This window comes from Bradyrhizobium sp. AUGA SZCCT0431, assembly GCF_018131065.1.
GTDB lineage: Bacteria > Pseudomonadota > Alphaproteobacteria > Rhizobiales > Xanthobacteraceae > Bradyrhizobium.
In genome coordinates, this window is sequence record NZ_JAFCLR010000009.1 from 54814 (window position 1) to 81723 (window position 26910).

At 62.5% G+C, this 26910-nt stretch carries 26 protein-coding genes; 16 read left to right on the forward strand and 10 right to left on the reverse strand.

Features of this window, described 5'->3' with window-relative positions; genetic code table 11:
- Positions 1-11 precede the first annotated feature (11 nt).
- Both JQ567_RS10460 and JQ567_RS38845 read right to left on the reverse strand, forming a co-directional pair.
- Positions 12-230, reverse strand: coding sequence for a VCBS domain-containing protein (locus JQ567_RS10460; protein WP_249165398.1), 219 nt, complete (start codon positions 228-230; stop codon positions 12-14).
- Between the two features lie 355 nt (positions 231-585).
- Positions 586-1671, reverse strand: a complete 1086-nt coding sequence (locus JQ567_RS38845; protein WP_212438739.1) for a helix-turn-helix transcriptional regulator — start codon at positions 1669-1671, stop codon at positions 586-588.
- Positions 1672-2244: 573 nt separating this feature from the next.
- Here JQ567_RS38845 and JQ567_RS10470 point away from each other — a divergent pair.
- The gene (locus tag JQ567_RS10470; RefSeq protein ID WP_409363589.1) at positions 2245-2880 is read left to right on the forward strand and encodes a DsbA family protein; all 636 of its coding nucleotides are present in this window, start codon (positions 2245-2247) and stop codon (positions 2878-2880) included.
- Positions 2881-2963: 83 nt separating this feature from the next.
- Positions 2964-3932, forward strand: a complete 969-nt coding sequence (locus JQ567_RS10475) for a tripartite tricarboxylate transporter substrate binding protein (RefSeq protein WP_212438740.1) — start codon at positions 2964-2966, stop codon at positions 3930-3932.
- Between the two features lie 9 nt (positions 3933-3941).
- Here the strand turns inward: JQ567_RS10475 and JQ567_RS10480 are convergent, their stop codons facing one another.
- The gene (locus JQ567_RS10480; RefSeq protein ID WP_212438741.1) at positions 3942-4208 is read right to left on the reverse strand and encodes a PilZ domain-containing protein; all 267 of its coding nucleotides are present in this window, start codon (positions 4206-4208) and stop codon (positions 3942-3944) included.
- A 267-nt stretch (positions 4209-4475) separates the two neighbouring features.
- Here JQ567_RS10480 and JQ567_RS10485 point away from each other — a divergent pair, with 267 nt between their 5' ends.
- From JQ567_RS10485 to JQ567_RS10495, 3 genes are all read left to right on the forward strand, one after another.
- Positions 4476-5879: an MFS transporter gene (locus JQ567_RS10485; RefSeq protein WP_212438742.1), complete on the forward strand. Its 1404-nt coding sequence runs from the start codon at positions 4476-4478 to the stop codon at positions 5877-5879.
- 27 nt (positions 5880-5906) lie between these two features.
- Positions 5907-7103 carry an acyl-CoA dehydrogenase family protein gene (locus JQ567_RS10490; RefSeq protein ID WP_212438743.1) on the forward strand — a complete coding sequence of 399 codons (1197 nt, stop codon included), beginning with the start codon at positions 5907-5909 and terminating at the stop codon, positions 7101-7103.
- 110 nt (positions 7104-7213) lie between these two features.
- Positions 7214-7615 carry a VOC family protein gene (locus JQ567_RS10495; protein ID WP_212438744.1) on the forward strand — a complete coding sequence of 134 codons (402 nt, stop codon included), beginning with the start codon at positions 7214-7216 and terminating at the stop codon, positions 7613-7615.
- A gap of 344 nt (positions 7616-7959) precedes the next feature.
- Here JQ567_RS10495 and JQ567_RS10500 read toward each other — a convergent pair whose 3' ends face one another.
- Positions 7960-8709, reverse strand: a complete 750-nt coding sequence (locus tag JQ567_RS10500; protein ID WP_212438745.1) for a Spy/CpxP family protein refolding chaperone — start codon at positions 8707-8709, stop codon at positions 7960-7962.
- 464 nt (positions 8710-9173) lie between these two features.
- On the opposite strand from JQ567_RS10500, the gene JQ567_RS10505 reads away from it, so the two are divergent.
- The 6 genes from JQ567_RS10505 to JQ567_RS10530 all read left to right on the forward strand — a co-directional run bounded on the left by JQ567_RS10505 (position 9174) and on the right by JQ567_RS10530 (position 15387).
- Positions 9174-10514 carry an ABC transporter substrate-binding protein gene (locus tag JQ567_RS10505; RefSeq protein ID WP_212438746.1) on the forward strand — a complete coding sequence of 447 codons (1341 nt, stop codon included), beginning with the start codon at positions 9174-9176 and terminating at the stop codon, positions 10512-10514.
- Positions 10515-10657: 143 nt separating this feature from the next.
- Positions 10658-11590, forward strand: a complete 933-nt coding sequence (locus JQ567_RS10510; RefSeq protein WP_212438747.1) for a carbohydrate ABC transporter permease — start codon at positions 10658-10660, stop codon at positions 11588-11590.
- On the forward strand, positions 11590-12504 hold the full coding sequence (locus JQ567_RS10515; RefSeq protein ID WP_212438748.1) for a carbohydrate ABC transporter permease: 915 nt from the start codon (positions 11590-11592) through the stop codon (positions 12502-12504). The genes JQ567_RS10510 and JQ567_RS10515 overlap by 1 nt, the downstream gene beginning before the upstream one ends.
- A 4-nt stretch (positions 12505-12508) precedes the next feature.
- Positions 12509-13609 carry an ABC transporter ATP-binding protein gene (locus tag JQ567_RS10520; protein ID WP_212438749.1) on the forward strand — a complete coding sequence of 367 codons (1101 nt, stop codon included), beginning with the start codon at positions 12509-12511 and terminating at the stop codon, positions 13607-13609.
- 32 nt (positions 13610-13641) lie between these two features.
- Complete coding sequence (locus JQ567_RS10525; protein WP_212438750.1) at positions 13642-14628, forward strand: hydroxyacid dehydrogenase; 987 nt, start codon at positions 13642-13644, stop codon at positions 14626-14628.
- A gap of 246 nt (positions 14629-14874) precedes the next feature.
- Positions 14875-15387 carry a hypothetical protein gene (locus tag JQ567_RS10530; protein WP_212438751.1) on the forward strand — a complete coding sequence of 171 codons (513 nt, stop codon included), beginning with the start codon at positions 14875-14877 and terminating at the stop codon, positions 15385-15387.
- A gap of 9 nt (positions 15388-15396) precedes the next feature.
- Here JQ567_RS10530 and JQ567_RS10535 read toward each other — a convergent pair whose 3' ends face one another.
- On the reverse strand, positions 15397-15909 hold the full coding sequence (locus tag JQ567_RS10535) for a DUF1993 family protein (RefSeq protein ID WP_212438752.1): 513 nt from the start codon (positions 15907-15909) through the stop codon (positions 15397-15399).
- Between the two features lie 97 nt (positions 15910-16006).
- Here JQ567_RS10535 and JQ567_RS10540 point away from each other — a divergent pair, with 97 nt between their 5' ends.
- Positions 16007-16786 (forward strand): transporter substrate-binding domain-containing protein, encoded by a 780-nt coding sequence (locus tag JQ567_RS10540; protein WP_212438753.1) that lies wholly within the window; start codon positions 16007-16009, stop codon positions 16784-16786.
- Positions 16787-16973: 187 nt separating this feature from the next.
- The gene (locus tag JQ567_RS10545; protein ID WP_212438754.1) at positions 16974-17822 is read left to right on the forward strand and encodes a DUF2147 domain-containing protein; all 849 of its coding nucleotides are present in this window, start codon (positions 16974-16976) and stop codon (positions 17820-17822) included.
- Positions 17823-18015: 193 nt separating this feature from the next.
- Here JQ567_RS10545 and JQ567_RS10550 read toward each other — a convergent pair whose 3' ends face one another.
- Together JQ567_RS10550 and JQ567_RS10555 are read right to left on the reverse strand one after the other, a co-directional pair.
- Positions 18016-18420, reverse strand: coding sequence for a cupin domain-containing protein (locus JQ567_RS10550; protein WP_212390778.1), 405 nt, complete (start codon positions 18418-18420; stop codon positions 18016-18018).
- A gap of 23 nt (positions 18421-18443) precedes the next feature.
- A complete protein-coding gene (locus tag JQ567_RS10555) occupies positions 18444-19142 on the reverse strand; it encodes a ribonuclease activity regulator RraA (protein WP_211996833.1) in 699 nt (232 codons plus the stop codon).
- A 273-nt stretch (positions 19143-19415) separates the two neighbouring features.
- Here JQ567_RS10555 and pxpB point away from each other — a divergent pair, with 273 nt between their 5' ends.
- The 3 genes from pxpB to JQ567_RS10570 are packed head-to-tail and all read left to right on the forward strand — an operon-like array spanning position 19416 to position 22004.
- A complete protein-coding gene (pxpB, locus tag JQ567_RS10560) occupies positions 19416-20147 on the forward strand; it encodes a 5-oxoprolinase subunit PxpB (protein ID WP_212438755.1) in 732 nt (243 codons plus the stop codon).
- Positions 20144-21199, forward strand: a complete 1056-nt coding sequence (locus JQ567_RS10565) for a biotin-dependent carboxyltransferase family protein (protein WP_212438756.1) — start codon at positions 20144-20146, stop codon at positions 21197-21199. Before pxpB ends, JQ567_RS10565 begins: the two co-directional genes overlap by 4 nt.
- A 34-nt stretch (positions 21200-21233) precedes the next feature.
- Entirely contained in the window at positions 21234-22004 is a 771-nt protein-coding gene (locus tag JQ567_RS10570; RefSeq protein WP_212264477.1) for a LamB/YcsF family protein, read from the forward strand.
- A 5-nt stretch (positions 22005-22009) separates the two neighbouring features.
- Here JQ567_RS10570 and ggt read toward each other — a convergent pair whose 3' ends face one another.
- From ggt to JQ567_RS10585, 3 genes are read right to left on the reverse strand one after another with little or no spacing between them, the layout of a single operon-like run.
- Complete coding sequence (gene ggt, locus JQ567_RS10575; RefSeq protein WP_212438757.1) at positions 22010-23632, reverse strand: gamma-glutamyltransferase; 1623 nt, start codon at positions 23630-23632, stop codon at positions 22010-22012.
- A gap of 39 nt (positions 23633-23671) precedes the next feature.
- Positions 23672-24757: a TRAP transporter substrate-binding protein gene (locus JQ567_RS10580; RefSeq protein ID WP_212438758.1), complete on the reverse strand. Its 1086-nt coding sequence runs from the start codon at positions 24755-24757 to the stop codon at positions 23672-23674.
- Between the two features lie 42 nt (positions 24758-24799).
- Positions 24800-26776 (reverse strand): primary-amine oxidase, encoded by a 1977-nt coding sequence (locus JQ567_RS10585; RefSeq protein WP_212438759.1) that lies wholly within the window; start codon positions 26774-26776, stop codon positions 24800-24802.
- Between the last annotated feature and the right edge of the window lie 134 nt (positions 26777-26910).

The window sequence follows — 26910 nt, forward strand, 5'->3', positions numbered from 1 at the left end:
GCGCAGCGGCTTCAATGGTGATGGCGGGATTTGACGTTTCCAAACTCCGCTTCCGAAAAAATGACTTTGCCGTCTTGCTGACGGCGACGATCGACCGACGTCACCGTGAAGGTCTCGACCTTGGTCTTGCCGAAACCCAGATATTGAACGGCGCTGTTGGCGACCGAATAAGTATCGGCCCCGTTCGCCGCTATCGTCAGCGTTCCCAAAGTGCTCGCGGCTGCTTTCATTGTGGTCAAGCGGCCTGTCCGGGGTTGGCATCGCTGATCGGGATGAATCCAACAGCTGTCAGGAACGGCAAGGTGGTGTCTTCGGTGACTTCCTTGTTGCTCGGTAAACCAACGACTGCCGATGAATTTGCCAAAGAACTACCCCCACGAAAAAACGATCGGTCTGACGGCGTCAGATCAATCCGCTGCTTTTGATTGGTTGTTGTTCAAAGCCCCAACGGGCCTGTATGAGTTTTTTGAAATGAAATTTTAGAATGCTTTTTATGTAGTCTTTAGAAATCGTCGCGGTCAAGTCAAGCCACACGTCACCAACAAAATAGTCACCCCCAAATGGGTTAGACGTTAACCAGTAGATCTACGTGACTTGATTGATTGTTACGCCGAGCAAGCTGACCAATTCCGCTTGCCGCTGCACTCCCGTCTTTTGAAAGACCGATTTCAGGTGAGATCGAATCGTGTTCTGAGCTATTCCGGTTGTGGACGAAATCTGTTCGATGGATTTGCCTTCGGTGATCTGACTCGCCGTACGTGCCTCCGCCGGTGTGAGATCAAAAAGGGCCTGCAACAATGGCGACGCCGGGCTGGTGCTCGGCACCATCGACGTGATGAAAACGATCGACAAGGCTCCGGTGAAAACATCTCGTCCGCCGCCGTGCAAGGGCACGACGTGGGCGACAAAAGCCGGGTCAGTCCTGGTGGCTCGGACCGGAATGGACCGGCCGATTCCATTGGAGGAACGCCCGCCGCGCGAAATGGCTTCCATCAGCAATGTCTGAGCCGGTTCGGACGTAAATTGAATCAGGTTTCCCGCGCCGACGCGGACATGGCCCTTGCTCGCGAGGAAACCGGCATTGGCCGAGATAACGCGACCAGTGGACGCCAATGCCGCAGCCGGCAAGCCGATCGCGTCCAGCGTCGCGACTGTCGATATCGCCCGATCCAGCCCCAGTCGCGCCGAGAGAACCGATGCCCGTGCAAGATGCGGACGCAAATGATCCAAAGTCTCCGCAACCGATCGCGGCACCGGGCCCTTGCTGTGAGCCTTCTCGATCGAGAACACCAGCGTGTCGCCGGCCGGTGAACGTATCGACGTTCCAACACACCATCCAAGTCCACGGGGGCGTAGCAGTTCGGTATAAAAATCGGAGGCGTCGATCTCCTCCATCGTCAACTCGTCCAGATCGGTCAGGAACCTCGGTTCGTCGATCGGAACGAGGCGCTGGCCACGTGGATTGTCGAGATACCATTTGCTGCCGGTCCATTCCGCGATGAACCCTTCGATGGATCTGGATGACAGCCATCTGGGATCTCCAGGGCCAGCTGCGAACAGCAGCGTACCCTCGGCATCGGCTATTTCCGCCAGGCGATCGAGAATGGATCGCCATTTTTCCGGAACGACCGCCGCTTCATAGATCTCGTCTATGAATGGATCTATCGCCACTGCCCCCTCACCCTTCTTGCCGGCCGGCTTTCAAAGCCAGTTCGCCCGGCATGAATGGATTGCCAGAATTTCCCGGTCAACTGTGATCGTCAATCATCGTAAGCAAGCACGATTAATTCAACCGTGCGGATCGCGGACCGTCACATTGTGCACATCTCCCGCGAGCAAACATATCCAACTCTGGTAGCCCGACCATGCGGACCGGCATCCGTAGTTCTACGTGATCTCGACTGGAAATCTGCTTTGCGTCTGCCGCCGTCATGGTCTCGAAAAGCACTGATCCATTTCGGCAAGGCGGGTGAGGTCGGAAGTTCCGGGAAATGTCGAAACCCCAGCAGGCGTAAACCCTGAGAGGTCTGCAGCCAGCCCATCAACTTCAGGACGTTTGCTGCACGCGTTGGCGATGAAGCGCTGACCAGGGATTTCGGCTGCCATGACGGCGCGCAGCTCCACGCGGATCGATCGCTGCTGTGACGCATCCGGCTTTCGTCTTTGCTTGTTGAGGAATATAGATAATTTCAGACACGGAAGAACCGGATAGACTCTCCCCGCCCATCAGTTTGGAATTGCCCGTTGAACGCCCTTCGCTGCATCGCTTTTGTCGCCCTGCTCGCTTTCACCGCGCCGTTTTTCGCAGGCCCCGCCGTCGCCCAGAGCGCGATGGCGGCGGCTGTCGCCAGGCCGGTGTCGCTGCCGGACATCGCGATCGGATCGCCGAAGGCGCCCGTGACCATCACCGAATACGCGTCGATGAGCTGCTCGCATTGCGCCGCCTTCGGCGAGAACGTCTTTCCGATGCTGCGCTCCAAATATATCGACACCGGCAAGGTCCGCTTCGTGTTCCGCGAGTTCCCGCTCGACGTCGCGGCTGCGGCGGCCTCGATGCTCGCGCGCTGCATCGCCAGGAACGATTCGGAAAAATATTTCGGCGTCATCGAGACCCTGTTCAAGCTGCAGGACCGACTGATCGCGCAGACCAAGGAAACGCTGAACTTCGTCGGCAAGCTGAACGGGATGAGCGAACAGGACGTGACGACTTGCGAGAGGGATCAGGCGATGCTCGACAAGCTCGCGGCGGATCAGAAATACGCCCATGAAACGCTCAAGGTCGATTCAACGCCGACCTTCTTCCTCAACGGCGAGCGGCTGAAAGGCTCGATGTCGTTCGAGGAACTGGAGCAGCGGATCAAACCGCTGCTGAAGAAATAGCGCCAGCCTCCCGCGCCTCCCCTTGTTCTGCGCTGCGCCGTCGTTGATGATGGCGTCAACAAACATAAAATCCGGGGGGCGTCATGGCGGCCGTTCTGCAAATCTTGCTCGCTGCCGCGCTGTTGCTGGGGGCCGTCCCGACGGCCTCGGCACAGGGCTATCCGAACCGCCCGGTGCGCGTGGTTGTCGGGTTTCCCGCCGGCGGCCCGACCGACGTGATCGCGCGGATGGTGTCGCAAAAGCTCTCCGATGCGCTCGGTCAGCAGTTCTTCGTGGAGAATATCGGCGGCGCCGGCGGCAACACCGCGTCCGGCCAGGTCGCCCGCGCGACCCCCGATGGCTATACCATCATGGTCGTCAGCACCGGCTTTGTGGTCAATCCCAGTCTCTACGCCAAGGTGCCGTACGATGCGGTCAAGGATTTCGCGCCGGTGACGCTGGTCGCGGTTTCCCCGAACGTGGTGGTGGTCAACCCGTCGGTGCCGGCCAGGTCGCTTCCGGAATTGGTGCAGCTGATCCGCGACAATCCCGGCAAATATGGTTTTGCCGGTCCCGGCGTCGGTTCGACGCCACATCTGGGGGGTGAGCTGTTTCGGCTGGCGTTCAGCCTCGACCTGGTGCACGTGCCGTTTACCGGCGCAGCGCCTGCGATCCAGTCAACCGTCGGCGGGCACACGCCGATCGCTTTCACCGCGCTGCCACCCGCCCTTTCGGCGGTGCAGGCCGGCCAATTGCGCGCGCTCGGCGTTGCCGCAAGCGAGCGCGCGACCCAGTTGCCCGACGTGCCGACCTTTGCCGAACAAGGCATCAAGGACCAGGAGGCCGACACCATCACGGGCGTCCTTGCGCCGGCGGGAACGCCAAAAGAGATCGTCGATCTGCTCTATCGCGAAATTGCCAAGGCAGTCGGGCAGGCAGACGTGAAGGAGCGCCTGACCGCGCTCGGATTCAAGCCGGTCGCGAACCGGCCGGAGGAGTTCGGCGTCCGCATCAAGCTGGAAATGGAAAAATGGGGCAAAGTGGTACGTGACGCGAAGCTCAGGATAGAGTGACCCGTCACTTCATTCTGGCGGTTCCTGTACGACATTCATGAACGTCAGGCCGATCCGGTTCTTCTTGATCCAGGCGACCCGGCACTCATGAACGATCGAGGAATCCTTCGCCATTACGAGGCGGAAGTGCTGCGGAACGAATGCAGGGTTCTCGACGTCGATCGCCGCACCCTCGAGCGAAATGTTCCTCACCACGCAACGCATCACGGAGCCGCCCGATGAGACATAGGCGGGCTCCTCGATCTCGGTTCGCGGATATTTTCGCTTTTCTTCCATACGTTCCGGCCGTGGACATCGCTCGACCTATCTAACTAGTCGCGAAACCTTAAGCAAATGGCGTGTGTGCACCGCAACGCGAGCGGCGACGATGGACCGCTTCCGATTTGTGCGCAGCGGCAGGATGCTCCTCCATCGCATCTGCGCAGATGTGCTCCGCGTCTTCATGGGCTTGTCGCGCGCGACGGCCCGGCGATACCCTTCTTTAATAGGCGGTGCGCAGGCGCGGCGTCCGTCCGGACATAAACAGGCGCCAAGGGGAACGCCATGTTCGAGATCCTCGATCGCCGGACGACGCTGACCGGCAACCAGATCAAAATCCTCACCGCAGCCATCATCGGCGACGCACTTGAGTTCTTCGACTACTTCCTGATCGGTTTCGTGCTCGCCTTCCTGATCGGCCCCTGGAAGCTGACCTTCGGACAATCGGCCTTCGTATTGATGAGTTCCGGCATCGGCGCGATCATCGGCGCTTATGTCTGGGGCTGGCTTGCCGACCGCATCGGCCGCCGCATGGTGTTCATCGGCACCGTGCTGAACTTTTCGATCGCCACCGGCCTGCTTTACTTCACGCCCGACAATGGCTGGGTCTACCTCGCCATCATGCGCTTCTTTGTCGGCACCGGCGTCGGCGGCTTGTATTGCGTGGACCTGCCGCTGGTGCAGGAATTCATGCCCTCTTCCAAGCGCGGCTGGGTCGGTGGGCTCGTGACCTGCGTCATCCCGCTCGGCGTCGGCCTCGGCGCTGTCATGGGCGCCTTGATGGGCAGCGACCAGTGGCGGCTGTTGTTTGCGATCGGCGTGCTGCCGGCGCTGCTGGTGCTGCTGGTCCGGATCTGGGTTCCGGAGAGCCCGCGCTGGCTGTGCCGCCAGGGTCGCTACGAGGAAGCGCGGAAGTCGCTCGCCTGGGCGCTGCAGATGGAGCCGTCAGCCTTGCCGTTGCCAAGCGCCGCCGATGCCGGACCGGTCGTCAAGACAAGCTGGTTCGACCTGTTCAAGTATCCACGCAGCCTCCTGGTGTCCTGGCTCGGCAACGCCGGTGCGCAAACCGGCGTCTACGGCCTCACGCTCTGGGCGCCGTCGCTGTTCGTGCTGCTGCTGAAGGTGTCGCCGCAGGAAGCCGCCAAGATGATGATCCTGCTCACCGTCTGCGGCTTCATCGGCCGCCTCTGCTTCTCCTATTTCTCGGAAGCGTTGGGGCGGCGCGCCTCTGGTGGGCTGCTGGGCCTCGGCGCCGGAGTCCTGACCATCGTCGCCGGTTACAATTACGATGCCACGCTGTTTGGGCTGTCGGCGTTCTGGCTGATCCTGGCGGTGACCTTCTTCTTTGCCGATGGCGGCTTTGCTATCGTCGGGCCTTATGCGGCCGAAGTCTGGCCCTCGCATCTGCGAACCACCGGCATGGGGTCGGCCTATGGCTTCGGCGGCATCGGCAAGATCATCGGACCGGTCGGACTTGCCTTGATTGTTGGTTCCAACAACTATCTCAAGCCCGACGTGCCGCTGACTCAAATTCCGACGGCGTTCGTCTATCTCGGCTGCTGGTTCCTGATGGCCGGCATCGTGTATTATTTCATCGGCTTCGAGACCAGGGGCAAGTCGATCGAGCAGATCGACAAGGAACTGGCCGACGGGCTGAATATGTCGGCGGCGAGAGTCCGGCAGGCTTAGTCTTGAATACAAGGCGTCGATGGAGGCTTGGATAATTTGATCGCGACTGCTGCCGACCTTGCCGGTAACCGGGCGATCATCGCCCGTGCCGAGGCTGTTCGTCCCGATGTGGCGGCAGCCGGAAACGACATTGAGAATAAGCGCCGTCTGCCGCCGGCGTTGCTCGACAGGCTGCACGACGCGCAGCTGTTTCGTCTGTTGCTGCCGCGCTCGACCGACGGGATCGAAACCGATCCCGTCACCTTCTTCCATGTCATCGAAACCATCGCCAAGGCGGATGCGTCCACGGCGTGGTGCCTCAGCCAGGCCGGCGGCTGTGCGATGTCGGCGGCCTATCTCGATCTGCCGGTGGCGCGCGCGATCTTCGGGGATCCGCGCGCAGTACTCGCCTGGGGTCCCGGCCCCAAGGTCCGCGCGATCGAATGCGAGGGCGGCTTCAGGGTCACGGGCGTGTGGGCCTTTGCCTCCGGTGGTCGGCACGCGACCTGGCTCGGCGCGCATTGTCCGATCTTTGCGGCCGACGGCACTCCCCGATTGCAAGCCAACGGCATGCCGTTGGAGCGGACCATGCTGGTGCGAACCGAGGACGTCGAATGGACCGACATCTGGAACACGGTCGGCCTGCGCGGCACCGCCAGCGACCAGTTCGCGCTCAATGACTTCTTCGTTCCAACAGACCATTCCATCACCCGTGAATTCGACCGGGAATGCCGCGAAAGCGGTCCGCTCTATCGCATGGGGGCCGGCACTTGCTACCAGGTCGGCTTTGCCGGCGTTGCCTGCGGCATCGCCCGAAGCACGCTCGACGATTTCGTCGAGGTGGCGCGCAACAAAGTGCCGCGCGGCGCCAAAGGCAGCTTGCGCGACAACGCCGTGGTCCAGACCGGCCTCGCCCAGGCCGAGGTCAATCTACGCGCCGCCCGCGGCTTCGTGCTGCAGTCGATGGCCGAAATCTGGAAGGACCTCGTCGCCGGCGCCAGCATCACCGTCGCGCAGCGCATCACCGTCCGCATGGCCGCCACCAACGCCATCCACAAGGCACGCGAGGCGGTCGACTTCGCCTACAACGCGGCAGGAGCCACCGCGATCTTCGAAGGCCACCCGCTGGAGCGGCGCTTTCGCGACATCCATACCGTGACCCAGCAACTGCAAGGCCAGATCAGACATTTTGAAACCGTCGGCGCCTGGATGATGGGCGTCGATGTCGATCTCACCTTTGTCTAGAGTCCCGTTTCGATTCAATCGAAACGGGACTCTAGATTCTTGATTTTGACGCGTTTTCTTGACGCGAACCGGCTCCACTTCGCTGGAAAACGCTATAAGGAGAAGAAACCATGGGACTTGGCGGATTACAGCACTACACCATCGAACCTTCCGACCTCGAACGCACCAAGGAATTCTACTGCGACGTGCTTGGACTGGAGAACGGCGACCGTCCGCCGCTCGGTTTCCCCGGCTACTGGCTCTACTCCGGCGGCACCGCCACCGTGCACCTGATGGGTACGCGCGAACCACGCGAGGGCATCGTGGTGCGCGGAACCGAGAAGAAATACGAGGACACCGGGCGGCTTGACCACATTGCCTTTGCCGCGACTGACGTCGACGGCGTGCGCAAGCGCCTGCAGGCCAAGGGCGTAAAATTCCGGGAGAGCATCGTGCCCCGAACCGGTGATACGCAATTCTTTCTCTACGATCCCGACGGTGTCGGTGTGGAGCTGAATTTTGCGAAGGCGTAACCGGCCACCGCCGCGGGCAACGTTCGACTATTCGGCCAGCTCAAGCGCTGGCCGAACTTGTTTTAATTCCGGCTTTTTGATTTCGGCTTTGCGTTAGCGGTTCCCGACAAGGCCGCAAGTCAGCCATCAGTCGGGCGCGATCCCGTCAGGGTTTCTTCATCATTGCATGGCGATTGGAACCCGCCGCGCCGCTGCGGCAGGATAGCCGGGTGCCTCGCCTTTCACCTACCCCAGGGCATGCGTGCCCGGCTATTCGCCCGCGGTAAACCCATAATAATGGGGAAGCCGGCCCGGACTCGATCCGGGCGGATGACGTTACGCGCGAATGCGTCGGTCTATCCGCGCTAATCCAGCCCGCGCTCGTGGCTCAGATTGACCATTTCCTGGATGAAGATCTTTTTCTGCTTCTCGTCCAGGCTTGCAAACAAAGGCTCGGCGGCATCGGCTACATTGCGCTGGTCCACCGCGCGGTCATTGAGAAACTGGGCTTCGTTCCGCATCTGCTCGATGATGTCGTCGGGCGGATCGCGTTTGGCGCGCGCAATACGCAGATTGAGGCGATCGGCGCCATTATGGCCGAGATAGTGCATCGCACTGTTGAAGCCGGACCAGTTCTTCTCCTGCTCGGGCGTCAGGTTCAATTGCTTCTTGATGCGCTCGATATTGGCGTCGCTGTTGGCGACGATCTGTTCGGCTGTGATTTGCGGTGCACCGGTCTGGGTCAGCACCTGTGGCTGTTTTGCTGCCGTCTTTGTCCCCTTGGCCGCCTTGCCGGATTTTGCGGCATCGTCCTGCTTTGCGGTATCGCCCTGTTTGCCACCCTTCGCCGGGGCCGCTTGCTGCTGTTGCTGTTGTGCACCGCCGGTGAGGACACCGGTCACACCGGTCACCACCCCGACGACACCACCGATAGCGCCGCCCAGCACGCCGCCGACCGGTCCGGCCGCCTTGTTCCCCTCGCGGGCGCCCTTTTGGACCCCCTCAACCACCTGTGCCTCCACCGTGAGCGACGCGCTAAACAGCGTAAGGGCGGCCACCCCAAGGGCTGCGCACAGTCTGAGCCGCGCGCGCAGCTTCGATGTCGGGCTGGTCATTGTCTGGTCTCCATGTCGATCGTGAGTTTCCGGCGTAGTGGTGCTGGGCCAAGGACCGCGGCCGAATCCGATTTTATCGTTTTCGCGCCGCGCGAGTCTACCTGCCGCGCCCGGTCATCCAGGTGATGAAAACGGCGGCGTATCCCAAATTGGACACGCGGTAGGGGAACCTGCGGCGCTATTTCACATCCTCACCCCCTCCGATGGGTTCGATAGGTGCAACGCAATATTCCGCGTCATGAGTCAGGAATGAGCGGTAGACAACGGGCTAACGGTCGTTGCTGCCTTCGATTTGCACGCAACGTTAGTTCTAGGACAGCGCCTACGTGATTTCTCGACAGACGCTGGCAATTCTGCTCTGATCGTCAATAATGAAATATCCGCGGCGTCCGAACGGAGCCGAATAAAAAAGCAAGAACGGGAATTTCCTTCATATCCGATTGGCCCATCCAGGGAGGAACGCCATGACACGGAAGAAGCTAACTCGACGCCAATTCATTGCCGCGACAGCGCTATCATCGGCGGCACTCGTGACCGCACCCTACGTGCGCGGCGCACATGCCGCCGGCAAGCTATCGATCGGATTTTGGGACCACTGGGTACCCGGCGCCAACAAGGCTTCTACCGATATTGTCAATGAGTGGGCCGAGAAGGAAAAGGTCGAGGTCACCATCGACTACATCCCGAGCCAGGGTAACAAGAACCTCTTGACGATCGCCGCCGAAGCCCAGGCGAAGTCGGGCCATGACATTCTGGCGATGCCGACCTGGTGGCCTCACGCTCAGGCGGATTTGCTCGAGCCGATGAATGACGTGGTCGAGGGGCTCATCAAGCAGAACGGCGAAGTCAACGGCACCGTCCAGTACCTCGGCAAGGCCGGCAACAAATGGCTGGGCGTTCCGGCCTGCGTCGGCAGCCAGATCAAGGGGCCCTGCTCGCGCATCGATCTGATGAAGCAGCACGCCGGCATCGACGTCCAGGCCATGTACCCGGCAGGTTCGGCGCCGAAAGCCGATGGCTGGACCACGGACACATTCCTGAAGGCGGCGGAAGCCTGTCACAAGGGCGGCGTTCCCTTCGGCATCGGTCTTGGCGAGACCAGCGATTCCGTCGATACCGTCGGGGCGTTCTTCCTGGCCTTCGGGGCAGAGGTCGTCGATGCCAAGGGCAACGTCGTCGTCAAGAACGACAACGTGCGGCAGGCGCTCGAATATTACAAAAAGCTGATGGCTTTCCTGCCGTCGGACGCGCCGTCATGGGACGACGGCTCCAACAACAGGTGGCTGGTCTCGGGCAGAGGCGCCCTGATCATGAATCCGCCGAGCGCGTGGGCCGTCGCCAGGCGCGATGCGCCGCAGATCGCGGAGCAATGCTGGACCCACGGCTTCCCGGTCGGTCCGAAGGGCCGCTTCGCGCCGTTCCTGCCCTACTTCTGGAGCGTCTGGAGCTTCTCCAAGAACAAGGAGGCGGCAAAGAGCGTGCTGACGCGTCTGTCGCAGCCGGATGCGGTCGAGAAAATGGTGGCGGCGAGCGGCGGTTACGACCTGCCAGCCTTCGAGAAACTGACGACCCTGAAGACATGGGCCGAGGAAGGACCGCCGAAGGGCACGCTCTACCACTATCCGAATCCGCACAAGCATCAGCTGCTTTCGATCTCGGCGTCGCCCGCGCCGCCCAAGGTCGCCCAGCAGATCTACACCCAGGCAACGCTCACCAAGATGTGCGTGCGCTTCTACCGGGGCGAGCCCATGGAGAAGACGCTGGCCTGGGCGGAAGGCGAACTCGAAGGCTTCATGCGTAGCTGAGGCGATTTCGCCGCCGCGGCCCGTCGGATCTCGGGCCGTGGCGGCGTGCATCCGCCTGCCGACACGATGGGAGCCGGCACCGCGCCGGCTTCTCGACGAGGAAACCACCCTGCTCTGAATGAAACTCGTGAGGAAGATGCATCATGGCTGATGTCGCGATAGAGCGTGACGCCGCTCCGCGAACGGTGCGCAAGCGCGCCAGTTTACGAACCGCCCTGAAGCGCAAATCGACCGCGGCCTTCCTGATGACGCTGCCGCTGATCCTGCTGATCTTGCTGCTGGTGATCTATCCCGCCTTCTACTCGCTGCATCTGGCGACCCTGAACAAGTCGATGCAGCGCTTCATCGGGCTCGGAAACTTCCAGTTCCTGTTCAAGCGGGAAACCTTCTGGCTGGTGGTCGAGCAATCCTGCATTTTCGCGATCACGGCCGTCATCTTCAAGGCCCTGATCGGTTTCATCGTGGCGCACTTCGTCCACAACATTCCGGCCAAGGGCCAACGCAAATGGCGCGGCATGCTGCTGGTGCCCTGGGTCATTCCGCCGGCCATGAGCACGTTGGCATGGCTGTGGCTGTTCGATCCGTCGTACAGCGCCTTCAACTATCTGTTGGCCGGTATCGGCATCGACCGGATTCCATGGACCGGCGAGACCGGCTGGGCCCGCTTCTCGGTCATCCTGGTGAATATCTGGTTCGGCGCCCCGTTCTTCATGATCATGTACCTGGCTTCGCTGAAGTCGGTGCCCGACCAGCTCTATGAGGCCGCGGCCATCGACGGCGCCAACTGGTGGCAGCGCATCTGGTACGTGACGCTGCCGATGATGCGCAACATCATCGCGATCACCACGCTGTTTTCCCTGATCGTCACCTTCGCCAATTTCGATATCGTGCGCATCCTGACCGCCGGCGGTCCGCTGGACCGGACGCATGTGTTCGCCACCTGGGCATTCCGCATCGGTATCGAGGGCGGCGACATTCCGCTCGGCGCCAGCGTCTCGCTGTTCATGGTGCCAATCCTCGCAATCGCGGCGGTGTTCATCCTGCGCGACATCAACAAACGCGGGAATGAATCCTGATGACCAGCACCGTCGTGATCGACAAGGCCGCCCCGACCCGCCCCGTCAAACTGCGCAGCATGAGCCGCGACCGCACCTGGGCGCTGCGATGGTCGTACTTCTTCCTCACATTGTTCGCGGTCTTTGCGCTGGTGCCCCCGCTCTACATGATAATCACGTCGCTGAAGACCAGCGCCGAAATCTCCGCGGCGACGAACCCGTGGTGGGTTTACCATCCGACATTGTCGAACTACGTCGAGTTGCTGACATCGAACCAGTTCCTGACCTTCTTCCGCAATTCGGCGCTGGTCTCGATCTTCGTCGTGACCATCACCATGCTGATCAGCGTGCCCGCGGCTTTTGCGCTGGCGCGGATGCGGTTCTGGGGCTCGGCAACGCTCGCGACCGGCGTTTTCCTGACTTACCTCATCCCTGAAACGCTGCTGTTTCTCCCCTTGTTCAAGATGTTCGTGGCGTTTGGCGACCTGACCGGGATCCAGCTGATCAACAAATGGTACGTGCTGCTGGTGATCTATCCGACGCTCACGGTGCCGTTCTGCACCTGGATCATGATCGGTTACTTCGCCTCCATCCCCAAGGAGCTCGACGAGGCCGCGATCATCGACGGCGCGTCCTGGTTCCAGACGCTGACGCGTATCTTCATTCCCGTCGCCCTGCCCGGCCTGATCGCGGCGACCATCTTCGCCTTCACGGTTTCCTGGGCGCAGTTTCTCTATCCGCTGGTTTTCACGACATCGACGGATCAACTGGTGCTGCCGGTCGGTATCGTCACGACCTTGATCAAAGGCGACGTGTTCGCGTGGGGCCAGATCATGACCGGCGCCCTGCTCGGCGCCGCGCCGCCGCTGATCATCTACGCGTTCCTGATGGACTATTACATTGCCGGCCTGACCGCCGGTGCGACAAAGGGTTGAACTCATGGCTGACGTGACGTTGCGCAAGGTTGTCAAGAAGTACGACGACGTCGAGGCGGTGCGCGGCATCGATCTCGATATCGCCGATCATGAGTTTGTCGTGCTGGTGGGCCCGTCGGGTTGCGGAAAATCGACCACGCTGCGGATGATCGCGGGGCTCGAAGACATCACCGACGGTGATATCATGATCGGAGGCGACGTCGTCAACGACGTGCCGCCAAAGGACCGCGACATCGCCATGGTGTTCCAGAACTACGCGCTCTACCCGCACATGACGGTCGCGGAGAACATGTCGTTCGGGCTGCGGCTGAAACGCTATCCGAAGGCCGAGATCAAGACCCGGATCGACGAAGCCGCGCGCATGCTCGACATCGTCGAACTCGTCGACCGCAAGCCGAAGCAACTGTCTGGCGGCCAGCGCCAGCGCGTCGCCATGGGCCGCGCCATCGTGCGTAATCCCAAGGTGTTCCTGTTCGATGAGCCGCTGTCCAACCTTGACGCCAAGCTCCGCGTCCAGATGCGGATCGAAATCAAGAAGGTGCATCAGAAGGTCCGCACCACAACGGTTTACGTTACCCACGACCAGGTCGAGGCGATGACGCTCGCCGACCGGGTCGTGGTGATGAACCATGGCCGCATCGAACAGATCGGAACGCCGAACGAGCTCTATCACAAGCCCGCCACCAAGTTCGTCGCGAGCTTCATCGGCTCGCCGGCGATGAACTTCATTCCTTGCCGGATCGAGGAGTCCGGCGGCAAGCTGCATGTCCGGATTACCGACCGCCTCGCCTTCCCGCTGCCGCCGGCGCGTGCCGCCAGATATCAAAACGTGTCGCGAACCGACAAGCTGCTGCTGGGACTGCGGCCCGAGCACATCACGGAAGCCAGCCCGCATCCGGAAACTGGCGTCGAGAACTTCGATGCCATGCTTGACGTTACCGAGCCGATGGGAATGGAGACGCTGATCTATTTCCCGATCGAGGGCACGCAGGTCTGCGGCCGGGTCAATCCCAACGCCGGCGCACAGGATGGCGCCCCGCTCCGATTGGCAGTGGACCTCAACAATATGCACCTGCTAAACGAGGTGAGCGGCGCCGTCATTTGACGGCGGAGACAACAGTCACCCAAGGGCAGGAAATGGCGACCAACAAGAAGAAAATCTTCGTCACGGAATCGATGTCACAGCAGGGGCGCGTGTTGCTCGACGCACGCGAGGATATCGAACTCGTCGAATTCCCAAACATGATCTCGCAACCGGATTTCCAGGCCAAGCTCAAGGAGCATGCGCCGGTCCATGGTGTCGCCCTCGGCGGCACCCGCTTCGGCGAATCGGAGTTGGAAGCTTCCAGGGACATGTTGGTGGTGACCCGGATCGGCGTCGGCTTTGATGCCGTCGATGTGCCGGCGTTGAGCCGCCGCAAGGTGCCGCTGATGGTGGCGGGCACCGCGAATTCGCCCTCCGTTGCCGAGTGCGCATTGTTCATGATGCTGACATTGGCAAAACGCGCGGTGGAAATGCACTCCATCGTCAGGGACAACAAATGGCCGAGCCGGCTCGGCATGCTGCCCTACGACCTCTATGGCAAGACCGTCCTGATCGTTGGCTTCGGCCGCATAGGCACCCGCACCGCCAAACGCTGCCAGGCGATGGAAATGAACGTGCTGGTTTTCGATCCCTACAAGCCCGCGGCCGACATCAAGGCCGCCGGCTGCGAGCCTGTCACCGATCTCGACGCGGCGTTGCCGCGCGCCGACTTCGTCAGCCTGCATTGCCCGAAAACCCCGGAGACGGTCGGCATGATCAATGCCGCGCGCTTGAGGCGGATGAAGCCGACCGCCTATCTGATCAATACCGCGCGCGGCGGCATCATCGACGAACCCGCGCTGCATGACGCACTGGTGTCCGGCAAACTTGCCGGCGCCGGTCTCGACGTGTTCGAACAGGAGCCGCCGCCCGCCGGCCATTCGCTGTTCGCGCTTCCGAACGTCATCTTCGCACCCCACGTCGCCGGTGTGACCAGGGAAGCCGTCGATCGCATGAGCGAACAGACCGCACGCAATATCCTGAGCGTTCTTGACGGCGATCCGTTGCGTCAGAACGTCATCAATCAGGACGTGCTCTGACCGATCCGGCATGATTAAACCGGGCGACGGCTGACGATCGAGCGGCCGCCCGGGATGCTTTCATACCGGCCCGACCATAAGGGAACCTTATTCCGTAATGCGGGCTAACCGCGCAGTTCCGCGCCGGCATAGCCGGTTTTGCGGCTGAACGGACAAAACTCAGCCTCATTCGGAGGCGAGGAAAAGATACCGGGCGGCAACGGGGACACCGATTCCGCAGACGGAGTTCGATCCGGAGGCCGAATCGTGAGCCAAAACGACCCGACCGACAACGCCCTGGCGGCGATCGCCAGCATTCTCGATCAGCCGCCCGTGATCCCCCGCGAGCGGGACCGGCCTGCCGTTGAAGAGGTGCCGGCCAGCCCTCCGCCACTCGAAGAGTTTCAACCGCTCGAAACCCTGCCATCGCTCGCGGTACCTCCGCCGCTTGAGGCCGCCGCGCCGATCGAGGCCGCCCCGCCGCCTGAGGTCTTTCTACCGTTCGAGGCCGATGGCTATTCCAAGGTCGGGCCCGGACCGATGGCCGCGATCCGTTTCAAATGGACGGTCCGCGAGGACGATGGTGACTATTACGTCGACGAGACCATCGGGGAGAATTCAAGCCCCATTGTCAGCGGACCGATGAACAAGGATGCCGCGATCCAGCTGGTCGACGACCGCGAAGCCGAAGCGCGGCGCCGGTTCGAGCAACTAAAGAGCGAAATGACGGGACGCGCCGCCGTCGCCAATCTGGTGCGCAAAGACAGCGGCGAGGCGTAATCCTACGCGCTATTTCGGCGGTCCCAGGAAATCCTTCTTGGCGAGATCGACGCCGGCGTGACGCAGGATGTCGTAAGCCGTCGTGACGTGGAAGAAGAACTGCGGCACGCTGAATGTCAGCAGCAACGACCGCCCGGTGAATTTGCGTGTCGCCCCGTTCTTGAATGTAAACACCAACTCCTTGTCTGCGGCGCCGTCAATCTCCGCGCGCGGCAGGCCCTGCACGAAACCAATCGCTGCCGCGATACGCGCTTGGAGCTCGAGAATATCAGGCTCGGCTTGGGGAAAGTCGTGCGGCGCGCGACCCGCCAGCAGCGCGCAGGCAATCACCGCATGACGGTTGGCCTCGCCAACCTGACGCGTCAGATTGTACATGTTGGGATAGAGCCGCATATTGAGCAGGATCGCCGGATCGATGTTTTTCGCCTTGGCATAGGCCGATGCGTGGTCCAGCAGGATCGACAGGTTGCCGAGATACGGCACGAAGACATCGACTGACGATTCACAAAGCGAGATGCTCACGATTGGTTTTCTCCGGCTGGTACGGCGCGCGCATCTGGTCTAAATCCTGCGCTATCACAAACAAGGTGTCATCGAATTCACCGGCGGAGAAGAACTGATGTTACGAATGCTATTTGGTCTCGGCATGGCTGCCCTGTTGACGATGTCAGCCCATGCCCAGCAGCCGGCCCCTTCCCGCCTCGACGACATCATCAAGCGCGGCACGCTGCGGGTCGGCATGACCGGCGACTACCGGCCCTTCACCTATCTCGACAAGACGACGTCGAAATTCCGCGGCTTCGACGTCGACATGGCGGAAGCGCTCGGCAAGGCGCTCGGCGTCAAGGTCGAATTCGTCCACACCGCATGGCCGCAACTGATGAAGGATTTCGAGGCCGACAATTTCGACGTCGCGATGAGCGGCGTATCGATCACGCTCGACCGGCAGAAGAAGGGCCTGTTCTCGACGCCGATCATGCGTGAGGGCAAGACGCCGATCGCCCGCTGCGCCGACAAGGGCAAGTACGAAACCATTGCCGACATCGACAAGCCAGGCACGCGCGTGATCGTCAATCCCGGCGGCACCAACGAACGGTTTGCCCGCGCCAACGTCAAGAACGCGGAAGTGAAACTCCACAACGACAACGTCACGATCTTCGACGAGATCGCCAAGGGCAATGCCGACCTGATGATGACGGATTCGTCGGAGACGCTGTACCAGCAGAAGCTGCATCCCGGCGTGCTGTGCGCGGTGCATCCCGAAAGGCCGTTCGACTTCGCCGAGAAGGCCTATTGGCTGCAGCGCGACGTCGCACTGAAAGCCTTCGTCGATCAGTGGCTGCACATCTCGACCGAGGATGGCAGCTTCAGGAAAATCTACGCCGCCTGGTTCGATTGATCGGCCGGCAAAATATGCAATTTTCGCCGCAAATTGACCGTCTGTCGGGGGCAAATTAGGCTGCGTGGACGACATTGAACCAAAGCCGCGAGTACACGACTTATCATTTGAAAGTGATCAGGATCACGTTTTGCGAGCTGCCATTGCGTAGCTTCGGGGGTTGGGATTCCCTGCTCAGGAGGTCATTATGAAGAAGCTTCTGGCGATCGCCGCGTTTTTGCTGGCGAGCAGTGCCGCGCAGGCGCAGTACACCTTCGATTACGGCGGCCGCACCATTCGGATCGATCCCGATCGCGGCACCGTTCAGATCCCAGGCGTCTACGACAATACGCCGAAGGCCAAACGCTCCCGCAACGAGGACGGTGATCGCGACCGTCCGCGCAAGCAGTCGCCGCAACAGGCGAAGACGGACTCGAAGACGCCGCCCGACACGGTCGCTCCCGCCCCACCTGCTCCCGCCGCACCTGTCCCCGCCGAGCAGGCCGCTGTGCCGCCGGCCCCTGCACCCGTTCCTGCAGCTCCCGCACCGGTCGCGACCGCGCCGGCTGAACCTTCGACCGCCGCTGTCGCCGTTGCCCCGGCGGCGGATCCGGTGACTGTGCCGGCCGCTCCACTGCCGCCCAGCGCACCCGCCCCGCAGGTCCAGCAAGAGCCGCCTCCCGCGCCGAAGCCTGCGCCTGCCGTCGCCGCGGTAACGCCGCCGCCCGCACCGCCGCCGGCGGCCCCGCAGGCAGCGAACTCGCCGCTTGGCGTCTGGCTGACGGAAGAGAAGGAAGGCAGAGTCCGGATCGAACAATGCGGCCCCAATCTTTGCGGCTACTCCGTCGACAAGAAGTCGAACCGCAACGGCGAGCAGGTGCTGATCAACATGAAGCCTGGCAAGGACAACAAATGGAGCGGCCGGATTTTCGATCCGAATTCCGGCAGCACCTATGATTCAACGCTCGCGCTGAAAGGCTCCGACAGCCTGCGCGTTCAGGGCTGCGCCTTTGGCGGCATGTTCTGCGGTGGCCAGACCTGGACCCGTGTGAACTGACGCGCCAACGACGCAACATTCAACCAAAGCCCCGCCTTCGCCGGCGGGGCTTTTTGTTTGCGGTTTCCCATCTCGCGTCGGGCCGTCAGGCCATCCGGTTCACGCTATGCGCGATGAACGGCCCGAACAAAAAATCGCGAAAACAACCCCATGCAAAGTAGAACGGGTCTCGGCTCGCTTCATCCGGGAAACGCTACCCAACCTTCACCGCATACTCGGCGTCCGTGACCTTCTCCATCCAGGTCGCGTAGCTGCCATCGAGCGCTTCCTGCATCGCGATGTGGGTCATGCCGTTGGTTGGCGAAGCGCCATGCCAGTGCTTCTCGCCGGGCGGGATCCAGACGACGTCGCCGGGCCGGATTTCCCGGACCGGTCCGCCCACGGCCTGCACACGGCCGATCCCCGAAACCACGTACAGGGTCTGCCCGAGCGGATGCGAGTGCCACGCCGTACGCGCGCCGGGCTCGAAAGAGACGCGGGTCGAAACCAGCCGCGCCGGCGCCTCGGTGGCGATGATCGGATCCTGCCAGACCGTACCGGTGAAATAGTCGGGTGGAGCCTTGCGCGTCGGCCGCGAGCCGGAGACGTGGATATCCATGGCGTTACCTCGCTTTGTTGATGTTATTTCTTGCTCGCCGCGTAGCGCGCCTTGGTCTCGGCATTCATGGGGTAAAGGCCGGGCAGCGCGGCGCCGTTGTTCACTTCGTTGACGATCCAGGCTTCCATCCGCTCCTGCTCGGCGCCTTCGGCCAGAATGAGGTCGAGGAACGCTTGCGGGATCAACACCGCGCCGTCCTGGTCGGCGACCACGACGTCGTTCGGAAATACCGCAACCCCGCCACAGCCGATCGGTTCGCCCCAACCGACGAAGGTCAACCCGGCCACCGACGGTGGCGCCGCGTAACCATCGCACCAGACCGGCAGGCCGGTGCCGAGCACACCCTCGACGTCGCGCACGACGCCGTCGGTGATCAGTGCCGCGACCCCGCGCTTGACCATGCGCGCGCACAGGATATCGCCGAAGATGCCGGCATCCTTGACGCCCATCGCGTCGACCACGGCAATGCAGCCCTGCGGCATCGCCTCAATCGCGGTGCGGGTCGAAATCGGCGACGACCAGGATTCGGGGGTGGCGAGATCCTCGCGCGCCGGCACGAAGCGCAGCGTGAAAGCCGGCCCGACCAGCCGCGGCTGTCCCGGGCGCAACGGTTTAGTGCCGCGCATCCAGACGTTCCGCAGGCCCTTCTTCAGCAGGACCGTGGTGATGGTGGCAGTGGACACGCGGGACAGGGTCGCGATCGCTTCGGGGGTCAGGGACATCGGTCAGGCAACGCTCCAATGGGAGGGGATCAAAAGGTAGCGCATCTTGCGGGGCGCGGGCATCGCGTCAAGGGTTCGTTCGCAACGGAGCGATCACAACAGCTTATCACTGCCATGCAGATTAATTTATTGAACTTGCTCAATGATTTCGCACGAAGCGAATTCCACTGGCGCGCGAAACACGCTACAGCTTGATCTCAGCCCACGAGTCCCAGTCCGTCCTCAGACAATCCTGAGGCCGTCTTCAGACAATCCCGAGGCAGTACCGAGGCCATGGCCGCGACGCTACCCCCGCCCCGCCTTTTGCCCAGTGGCGACAGCGCCATCACGGTGGAATTTTCCCGCAACATCGATGATGCCGCCAACGGGCGGGTGCTGGCGCTCGACCGCGCGATGGCGGAAACACCAGTCGCGGGCGTCACCGAGACCGTACCGACCTATCGCTCGCTGCTGGTGCATTACGATCCCGTGCGAATTTCATTTGAAGCCCTTGGCGAGCAGATTTTGGCGCTGGCGCAGCTGCCGGTACCGGAGGCGACAAAGACCCGGCGCTGGCGTATCCCCGTGGTCTATGGCGACGAGCACGGCGTCGACCTCGAGGACGTCGCCAAAACGCTCAAGACCACGCCCGACGACATCGTCGCGCGGCACGTCGCAGGCGACTACCGCGTCGCCATGATCGGCTTTACGCCGGGCTGGTCCTATCTCTCTGGCTTAGCGGCCTCGATGCAGATGCCGCGGCGGCAAAATCCGCGGCTGCTGACGCCGGCCGGCACGGTCTCGATCGGCGGCGTGCAGACCGGCGTGCAATGCCTGGCCGGCCCGAGCGGCTGGCACCTGCTCGGACAGACCGCGGTCCGGACCTATCAGTTGCATCGCGATCCGACTTTCCTGCTGGAGCCCGGCGACGCCATTACGTTCGTGCCGGTCGACACCAAAACCTTTGCCGAGCAGGACCGCGCCGCGGCAGCGGGCGAGATCGTGGCCGAGTTGATGCCGTCATGAGCAAGCTCGTCATCACCTCGATCGGCCCGGCAAGTTCGGTACAGGACGACGGCCGCCCCGGCTCCCAGCGCTACGGCTTGGTGCCGAGCGGCGCGATGGACCGGCTGGCGCTGGCGGCCGCGAACGCGCTGGTCGGCAACGAGCTGTTTGCAGCCGCTGTCGAGATCGGCCCGTTTGGTGCGGTCTTCACCGCGCGCGGCGGCGCGGTCCGCATCGCGCTATCAGGGGCATCACGCAATGCCGATATCGCCGGACGCCCGGTTGCGGTCGATACGTCGGCGACGCTGGCCGATGGCGAGACCTTGACGCTTGGCTTTGCCCGCAGCGGTTCGTTCAGCTACCTCGCCATCGAGGGCGGCATCGCCGGCGAGCCTGACTTCGGCAGCCTCGCCGTCAACGCCCGCGCCGGGCTCGGCAGTCCCTACCCGCGCCCGCTGCAGAGCGGCGACGAATTGCAGACGACACCGGCCAGCGGTGCGCCGGAACGCCGGATCGAACTGCCGGCCACGGCAGAGGCGCCGATCCGCGTCGTGTGGGGGCCGCAGGATGACGAATTCGGCGACGATGCCAAACAACTGTTTATCGACAGCGAGTGGAAGATTTCGGCGACCAGCGACCGCATGGGTTACCGGCTCGAAGGCCCCGTCATCAAGCACCTGCACGGCCACAACATCGTCTCCGACGGCACCGTGAACGGCAGCCTGCAGGTTCCCGGCAACGGCCAGCCGATCGTGCTGATGCCGGATCGCGGCACCAGCGGCGGTTATCCCAAGATCGCGACGGTGATTTCCGCCGACTTCGGGCGGTTTGCGCAGACGCCGGCCGGGCGCGCCTTTCGCTTCAAGGCCGTGAGCATGGCGGAGGCCCAGGCCGCAGCGCGCCAGTTCGCTGATTTGTTGCGTTCCCTGCCCGACCGGCTGCGGCCAATCGAAAGCTTTGATCTCAACATCGACGCGCTGCAAGATGCCAACGTCGCCGGCTATGCCGTCAGCGCCGTCGACGCAGCCACTTGGCAGGTCGCCTCGCCTGCGGACGTATCGGGACCGGACTAACTCAAGATCCACTCATCAAAAGCGGACAATCATCATGACAACCATCGACCTCAACTGCGATCTCGGCGAAGGATTTGGCGCGTGGGAAATGGGCAATGATGCCGCGATGATCGAGCTTGCAACGTCGGTCAACGTCGCCTGCGGTTTCCATGCCGGCGATCCTGATATCATGCGCCGCACGGTCGAGCTTGCGAAGGCACGCGGCGTCAGCGTCGGCGCTCACCCAGGGTACCGTGACCTGCACGGTTTCGGCCGGCGGCCGATGCCCGGCCTGAAATCATCCGAGATCGAGAACCTGATCGCCTACCAGATCGGCGCGCTGCAGGCGATCGCGACCGCGGCCGGCCACAAGGTCACCCACGTCAAGGCGCATGGTGCGATCTCCAATGTTGCCTGCGAGGACGACATGACCGCACGGGCCATTGCCAACGGCATCAAGGCGGTCGATCCCAATTTGATCTTCGTGGTGCTGGCCAATTCGAAGCTGGTGACCGCGGGCGAAGCCGCCAACCTGCCGATGGTGCACGAAGTCTTCGCCGACCGCGCCTATGAGGACGACGGCCAGCTGGTATCGCGCAAGAAGCCAGGCGCAGTGCTGCATGATCCCAAGATGATCGCCGACCGCGTGGTGCGGATGGTGCAGGACGGCGCCGTGGTCTCGGTATCAGGCAAGGTGATCAAGATGCGCACCGATACCGTCTGCATTCATGGCGATACGCCGGGAGCGGTCGAGATCGGGCGCGGCGTGCGTCAGGCGTTGAAGGAAGCCGGGATCGCGGTAGCGCCGTTCAAGACGGCGAACTGACGTTTTCAGTATCCGATCGCGGCGCCGTCGCTGCGAGGGTCCGAACCGCCGCTCAAGGTCCCGTCGTGCGATGAGATGGTGATGCCATGGGCGTGGCCGGCCATCTCCTCCCACGGGGCCCAGCGATGGACGATGTGGCCCCGTTGTTCCAGTACGCGGATCGTGTCCGCGGGAAACCGGCCTTCCATGTGCAGGGTATCGCGGGCTTCCCCGAGCCCGAAGCGGCCGGACAGGAACCGCGGCAGTTCGATCGCCTCCTGAATATCGAGCCCGTGATCGATCATCGCCGAATAGAGCTGCAGCTGGATCTGCGGCTGGCCATCCGCGCCCATGCAGCCCAGCACGCTGCAGAGCTTGCCGTCGCGTTTGGCCATCGAGGCGATCAGGGTGTGCAGCGGGATTTTTCGAGGCTCAAGCCGATTGGGATGATTGGGATCGAGCGAGAAGTACGCGCCGCGATTCTGCAGCACGACGCCAGTGCTACCCGCCACCACGCATGATCCGAACCCGCCATAGAGGCTCTGAATGAGCGAGGCCGCGTTGCCGTCGCGGTCGACCGCGGCGATGTAGACGGTATCGCCCGCCAGGCTGCCGAATGACGGCACTTCATCCCATTTCCCTGCGCGCGCCGGATCGATCAACCCGCTGCGTCGGCGTGCGTAGCCTTTGGAAATCAGCGTCTCGACGGGCACCTCGGCAAAGGCGGGATCGGCGAGCACGAGATCGCGGTCGTGATAGGCAATCTGCTTGGCCTGCACCATCAGATGCAAGCGGTCGGGTCCGAGCAGGTCCATGCGGAGCGGTTGGAGCGGCTCGAGCAAATTGAGCATCTCGATCACGGTAAAGCCCTGCGTCGGCGGTGGCGTGTTGAAAATGGTGACGTCGCGGTAGCGGCCCGTCAGCGGCGTACCCCAAGTCGCCCTTTGCGCCTCGAAATCTCCGGGCTGAAAGAAACCGCCTTGCGCTTGCGAGAAGCGCACCATTTCAGTGGCGACCGGCCCCTCGTAAAAGCCGGACCATCCATGATCCCCGATCGCTTCAAGCGTCCTCGCCAGATTGGGATTGGTGAGCCTTGTGCCTGGCGCGGGCACCGCACCACCGGGCAAGAAAATATCGGCGGCCTCGCATTGCCGGAGGAGATCGTCGCGCATCATTTCGACGAAGCTCGCCAGCCGTCCGGTGACCGGAAAGCCGTCGCGCGCGTAACCGATCGCGGCTTCCAGCACGCGCTGCAGCGGCAGCCGGCCATGGGCCTCATGCGCCACGACCCAGCTCGCAACCGCGCCCGGCACCGTCAGCGTCGCCGGGACGATCCCGCGCAGCGGGATTTCTTTCAGTCCTCTCCCCTCCATCGTCGCCAGCGACGCGCCCGCGGCCGCCTTGCCGCCGCCGTTGAGGTATTTGATCTCTCCGCTACGGCCGTCATGCGCGAGCCAAAACGCATCGCCGCCAAGCCCCGTCATGTGCGGATAGACCACCGCCAATACGGCGCTCGCGGCAATCGCGGCATCGATGGCGGATCCTCCGGCGCGAAGCACATCGACGCCGGCTGAGGACGCCAGCGAATGCGGCGACGTCACCATGCCGCGAGGCGCGAGCGAGACCGGCCGGCCGGTGCGAATATCCAAATGCGTCCCCGGTTCTGGCGAGCCGCCGGCGATGTCGGCCTAGCCGCGGCTTCGCCGGATCATGTAATTGTCGTAGGTGGCTTCACAGACCTGATGCCACTGATATTGCTCGTTGCGGAACGCCGTCATGGAGTCGTTCAGGGCCTTGAACCTGGCGTTCTTGGCCGCGACCTCGGCGAACAGCTCATTGGTCTCCTTGAAGCAGGCGTCGAGGATGTCGGTCGAGAACGGCCGAAGCTGCGCGCCGGCGGCCACCAGGCGCTTGATCGCCTGCGCGTTGCGGGTGTCATATTTGGCGGTCAGGTCGGCGGCGACCTGCGCGGCCGCGATCGTCATCATGTCCTGATAGACTTTTGGAAGCTCCGCCCACTTCGCCGTGTTGATGTAGAGAAAGCCGTTGGCGCAGCCTTCCCACCAGCCGGGATAATAGTAATAGGGCGCGACCTTCAGGAAGCCGAGCTTCTCGTCGTCATAAGGGCCGATCCATTCGGCCGCGTCGATCGTGCCTTTCTCAAGCGCGGGATAGATATCCCCTGGCGGAATCTGCTGCGGCACGACGCCTATGCGGGCCAGCACCTGCCCGGCCACGCCGCCGACCCGGAATTTCAGGCCCTTCAAATCATCGAGGGTCTTGATCTCCTTGCGGAACCAGCCGCCCATCTGCGCGGTGGTGTTGCCGAACGGCAGGCCGTAGATACCGTAGGGCTTGTAAAGTTCGTTCATGAGTTCGAGCCCGCCGCCATAGGCGAGCCAGGCATTCATTTGCCGCGTGTTGAGCCCGAACGGCACGGCTGTGCCGAACGCGAACGCCAGATCCTTGCCGATGTAGTAGTAGGACGCGCTGTTCCCCATCTCGACGGTATTGTTGGCCACGGCATCGAACACCTGGAACGCCGGCACGATTTCGCCCGGGCCATAGACGCTGATCTGGAATTTCTGCTCCGACAGATCGGCCATCGCCTTGCTGAACATCTCGCACGCGCCATAGAGCGTATCGAGGGATTTTGGGAACGACGTCGTCAGCCGCCAGCGCAGCGTCGGAGTGGACTGCGCGATGGCGGGCGCGCTGACAGCCGTTGCGGCGGCGGCAAGACCGGCGCCCCTGAGAAGCTTTCTGCGATTCATGGCCAATCTCCTGTGTGGATCGGATGCGAAACCAGTAGCGTTTCAGGCGCAGCACGTCCCCTTTTCCCTGACGTCGCGGCTTGCGTCGTTGCGGTCAGGCGGCAAATCCATCGCCGGATTTTCGGCGAAGAAGCCGTTCGGCTTGAGGGCGAAGCCGACATATTCGACCGGCATGACCGGGAAATCCTCGGGCCGGCAGACATGGGTGGCGCCAAACGTGTGCCAGACCACGATGTCCTCGTTTTCGATTCCGCGGTTCTGCGCCACGTATTTCGGCAAACCGTCGCCGCCGGCATGCTGGTTCGGGAATTCGCCGCTGGCATAGCGTTCGTCAGGCGCATAGCGCGTGACCCAGAGGTGCTTGGTCGCAAAGCCGCCGCGCGCGGTCATGTAGCAATTCTCCTGCGCCAGCATCACCGGCGCCGCGTGCGCCAGCAGCTTGTACCCGGTCGGCCCGCCGACGCTGTTGGTCTGGTTGGGATTGATGATCTTCCAGTAGCGCCCGGTGCGGCCGTCGGCCTCGCGGGCGGCATCCTGTTCGCACGCGAGCGTTCGCGCTGTGGTGTCGAACACGTTGCCGTATGGATTGTCCTTGCCGAAGGGCCGTGGCTTGAACTCATGCTCGGTGACGCTGTTGCGCTCGCCATCGACCATCATGTGCAGGCGGGCGTTGAAGAAGTGCTGGTGCGTCGGACCGCCCAGCCCTTCCGCGACCATGCCACCCCAGGGATAGGATTGACTGGGCGCTACCGCCGCGGTCTGGATAATGCCGGTCAGCTTGACTTCAAGCTGGATCGTGCCGTCCTGATAGAAATACCAGTAGAAGCCGTAATCATAATTGCCGACGGTCGTGAAGAACGAGATCACGAGACGGCGGGAGCGCCGCACCTCGAAGGTCTCGTTGCGGAATTCATAGTGCTTCCAGAGGATGCCGTAATCCTCCTCGTGCAGGCAGATCGCGTTCTTCATGACAGACGGCTTGCCGTAATCGTCGGCGACCGGAACGTCGAAATAATGGATCTGCCCAAGGCAATCGCAGCCAAGCTCCAGCGCATTGGCGAGCTTGCCCAGACCGTACTCGCCGGCGTCGAACGCGCACTTCCAGAAATGGTTAGCCGTCGGGTCGGCGTAGGGCACGATCATGTCGGATACGCTCGCCCGATAGATGATCGGTCGCTCCCGTCCGCTGTCATTGAAGCCGATCTGATGCAGCACGAGGCCTTCGCGCGCGGTCCAGCCGACGCGGAACGACCAATTCTGCCAGGAAACCTTCCAACCCTCGACGGAGAAACCGGGACCGTCTTTCTGCACGATGTCGAGCGGCTTGACGTCCTCGCGCATTTTCGGGATCGACGCGCGATCATAGTTGCGAGACCGCTTCGGGATCGGAACGATTTCCGGCTCGTCCACGAGCTGCACGACCTTGTCCTCGATCAGATCGACCAGCGCGACCACGCCCTCGATCGGATGGGCATAGCCATTGTCCTTGATATCGCGGCGCCAAAAGGAAACCCCACTGACAAGCCTGCGGCCCTTCTCGACGTCCCGGTCGAAATAACCGGCTGAGAACGGATCGACCTGGACCAGCTCGATGTCTTCGTCCGTCAGCCCGCGACGCTTCATCGCGTGTCGCCATCCGGCATCACGCTTGACGATGTCGCCGACCTTGAACACCTCCTCGATCGTGACCGGGGGCTGGCCATAAGGATGCGCCTTGGTCGGATGCTCGCGCCATGCCGTCACCTGCCGTGACCCGAGATCGACGGTCGCGACATGGGTCGCCCCGGTCTTGCAGTCGAACAGCGTGACCGCCGCCTGCCTCGGCAAATTGGTGCCGGGTGTCCAACCCAGGATGTCGGCCTTGGCCGGTTCCTCAAGCTGGACGTGGGAGAAGCGGATATCCGGACCAAGTTGCTTGGCGCCCCGCAGCAGATCGGAGGCCAGCACCACCTCGGCCTCGCTGAGTGGATCGAGGGGATGCGTGACGGCCGTACCGGCCGGTTCTCTCGTCAGGTCCATATTCACACCTTGCAACATTGGACCGCACGTTAGGGTAACCAGGGTGCACCGTCTTGAATGAACCTGCCAGCTTTTCGACCTTGCCAGCCGGACCGAATTCGGGCGACGGTGAGCCATCACCTTGTGGAACCGCA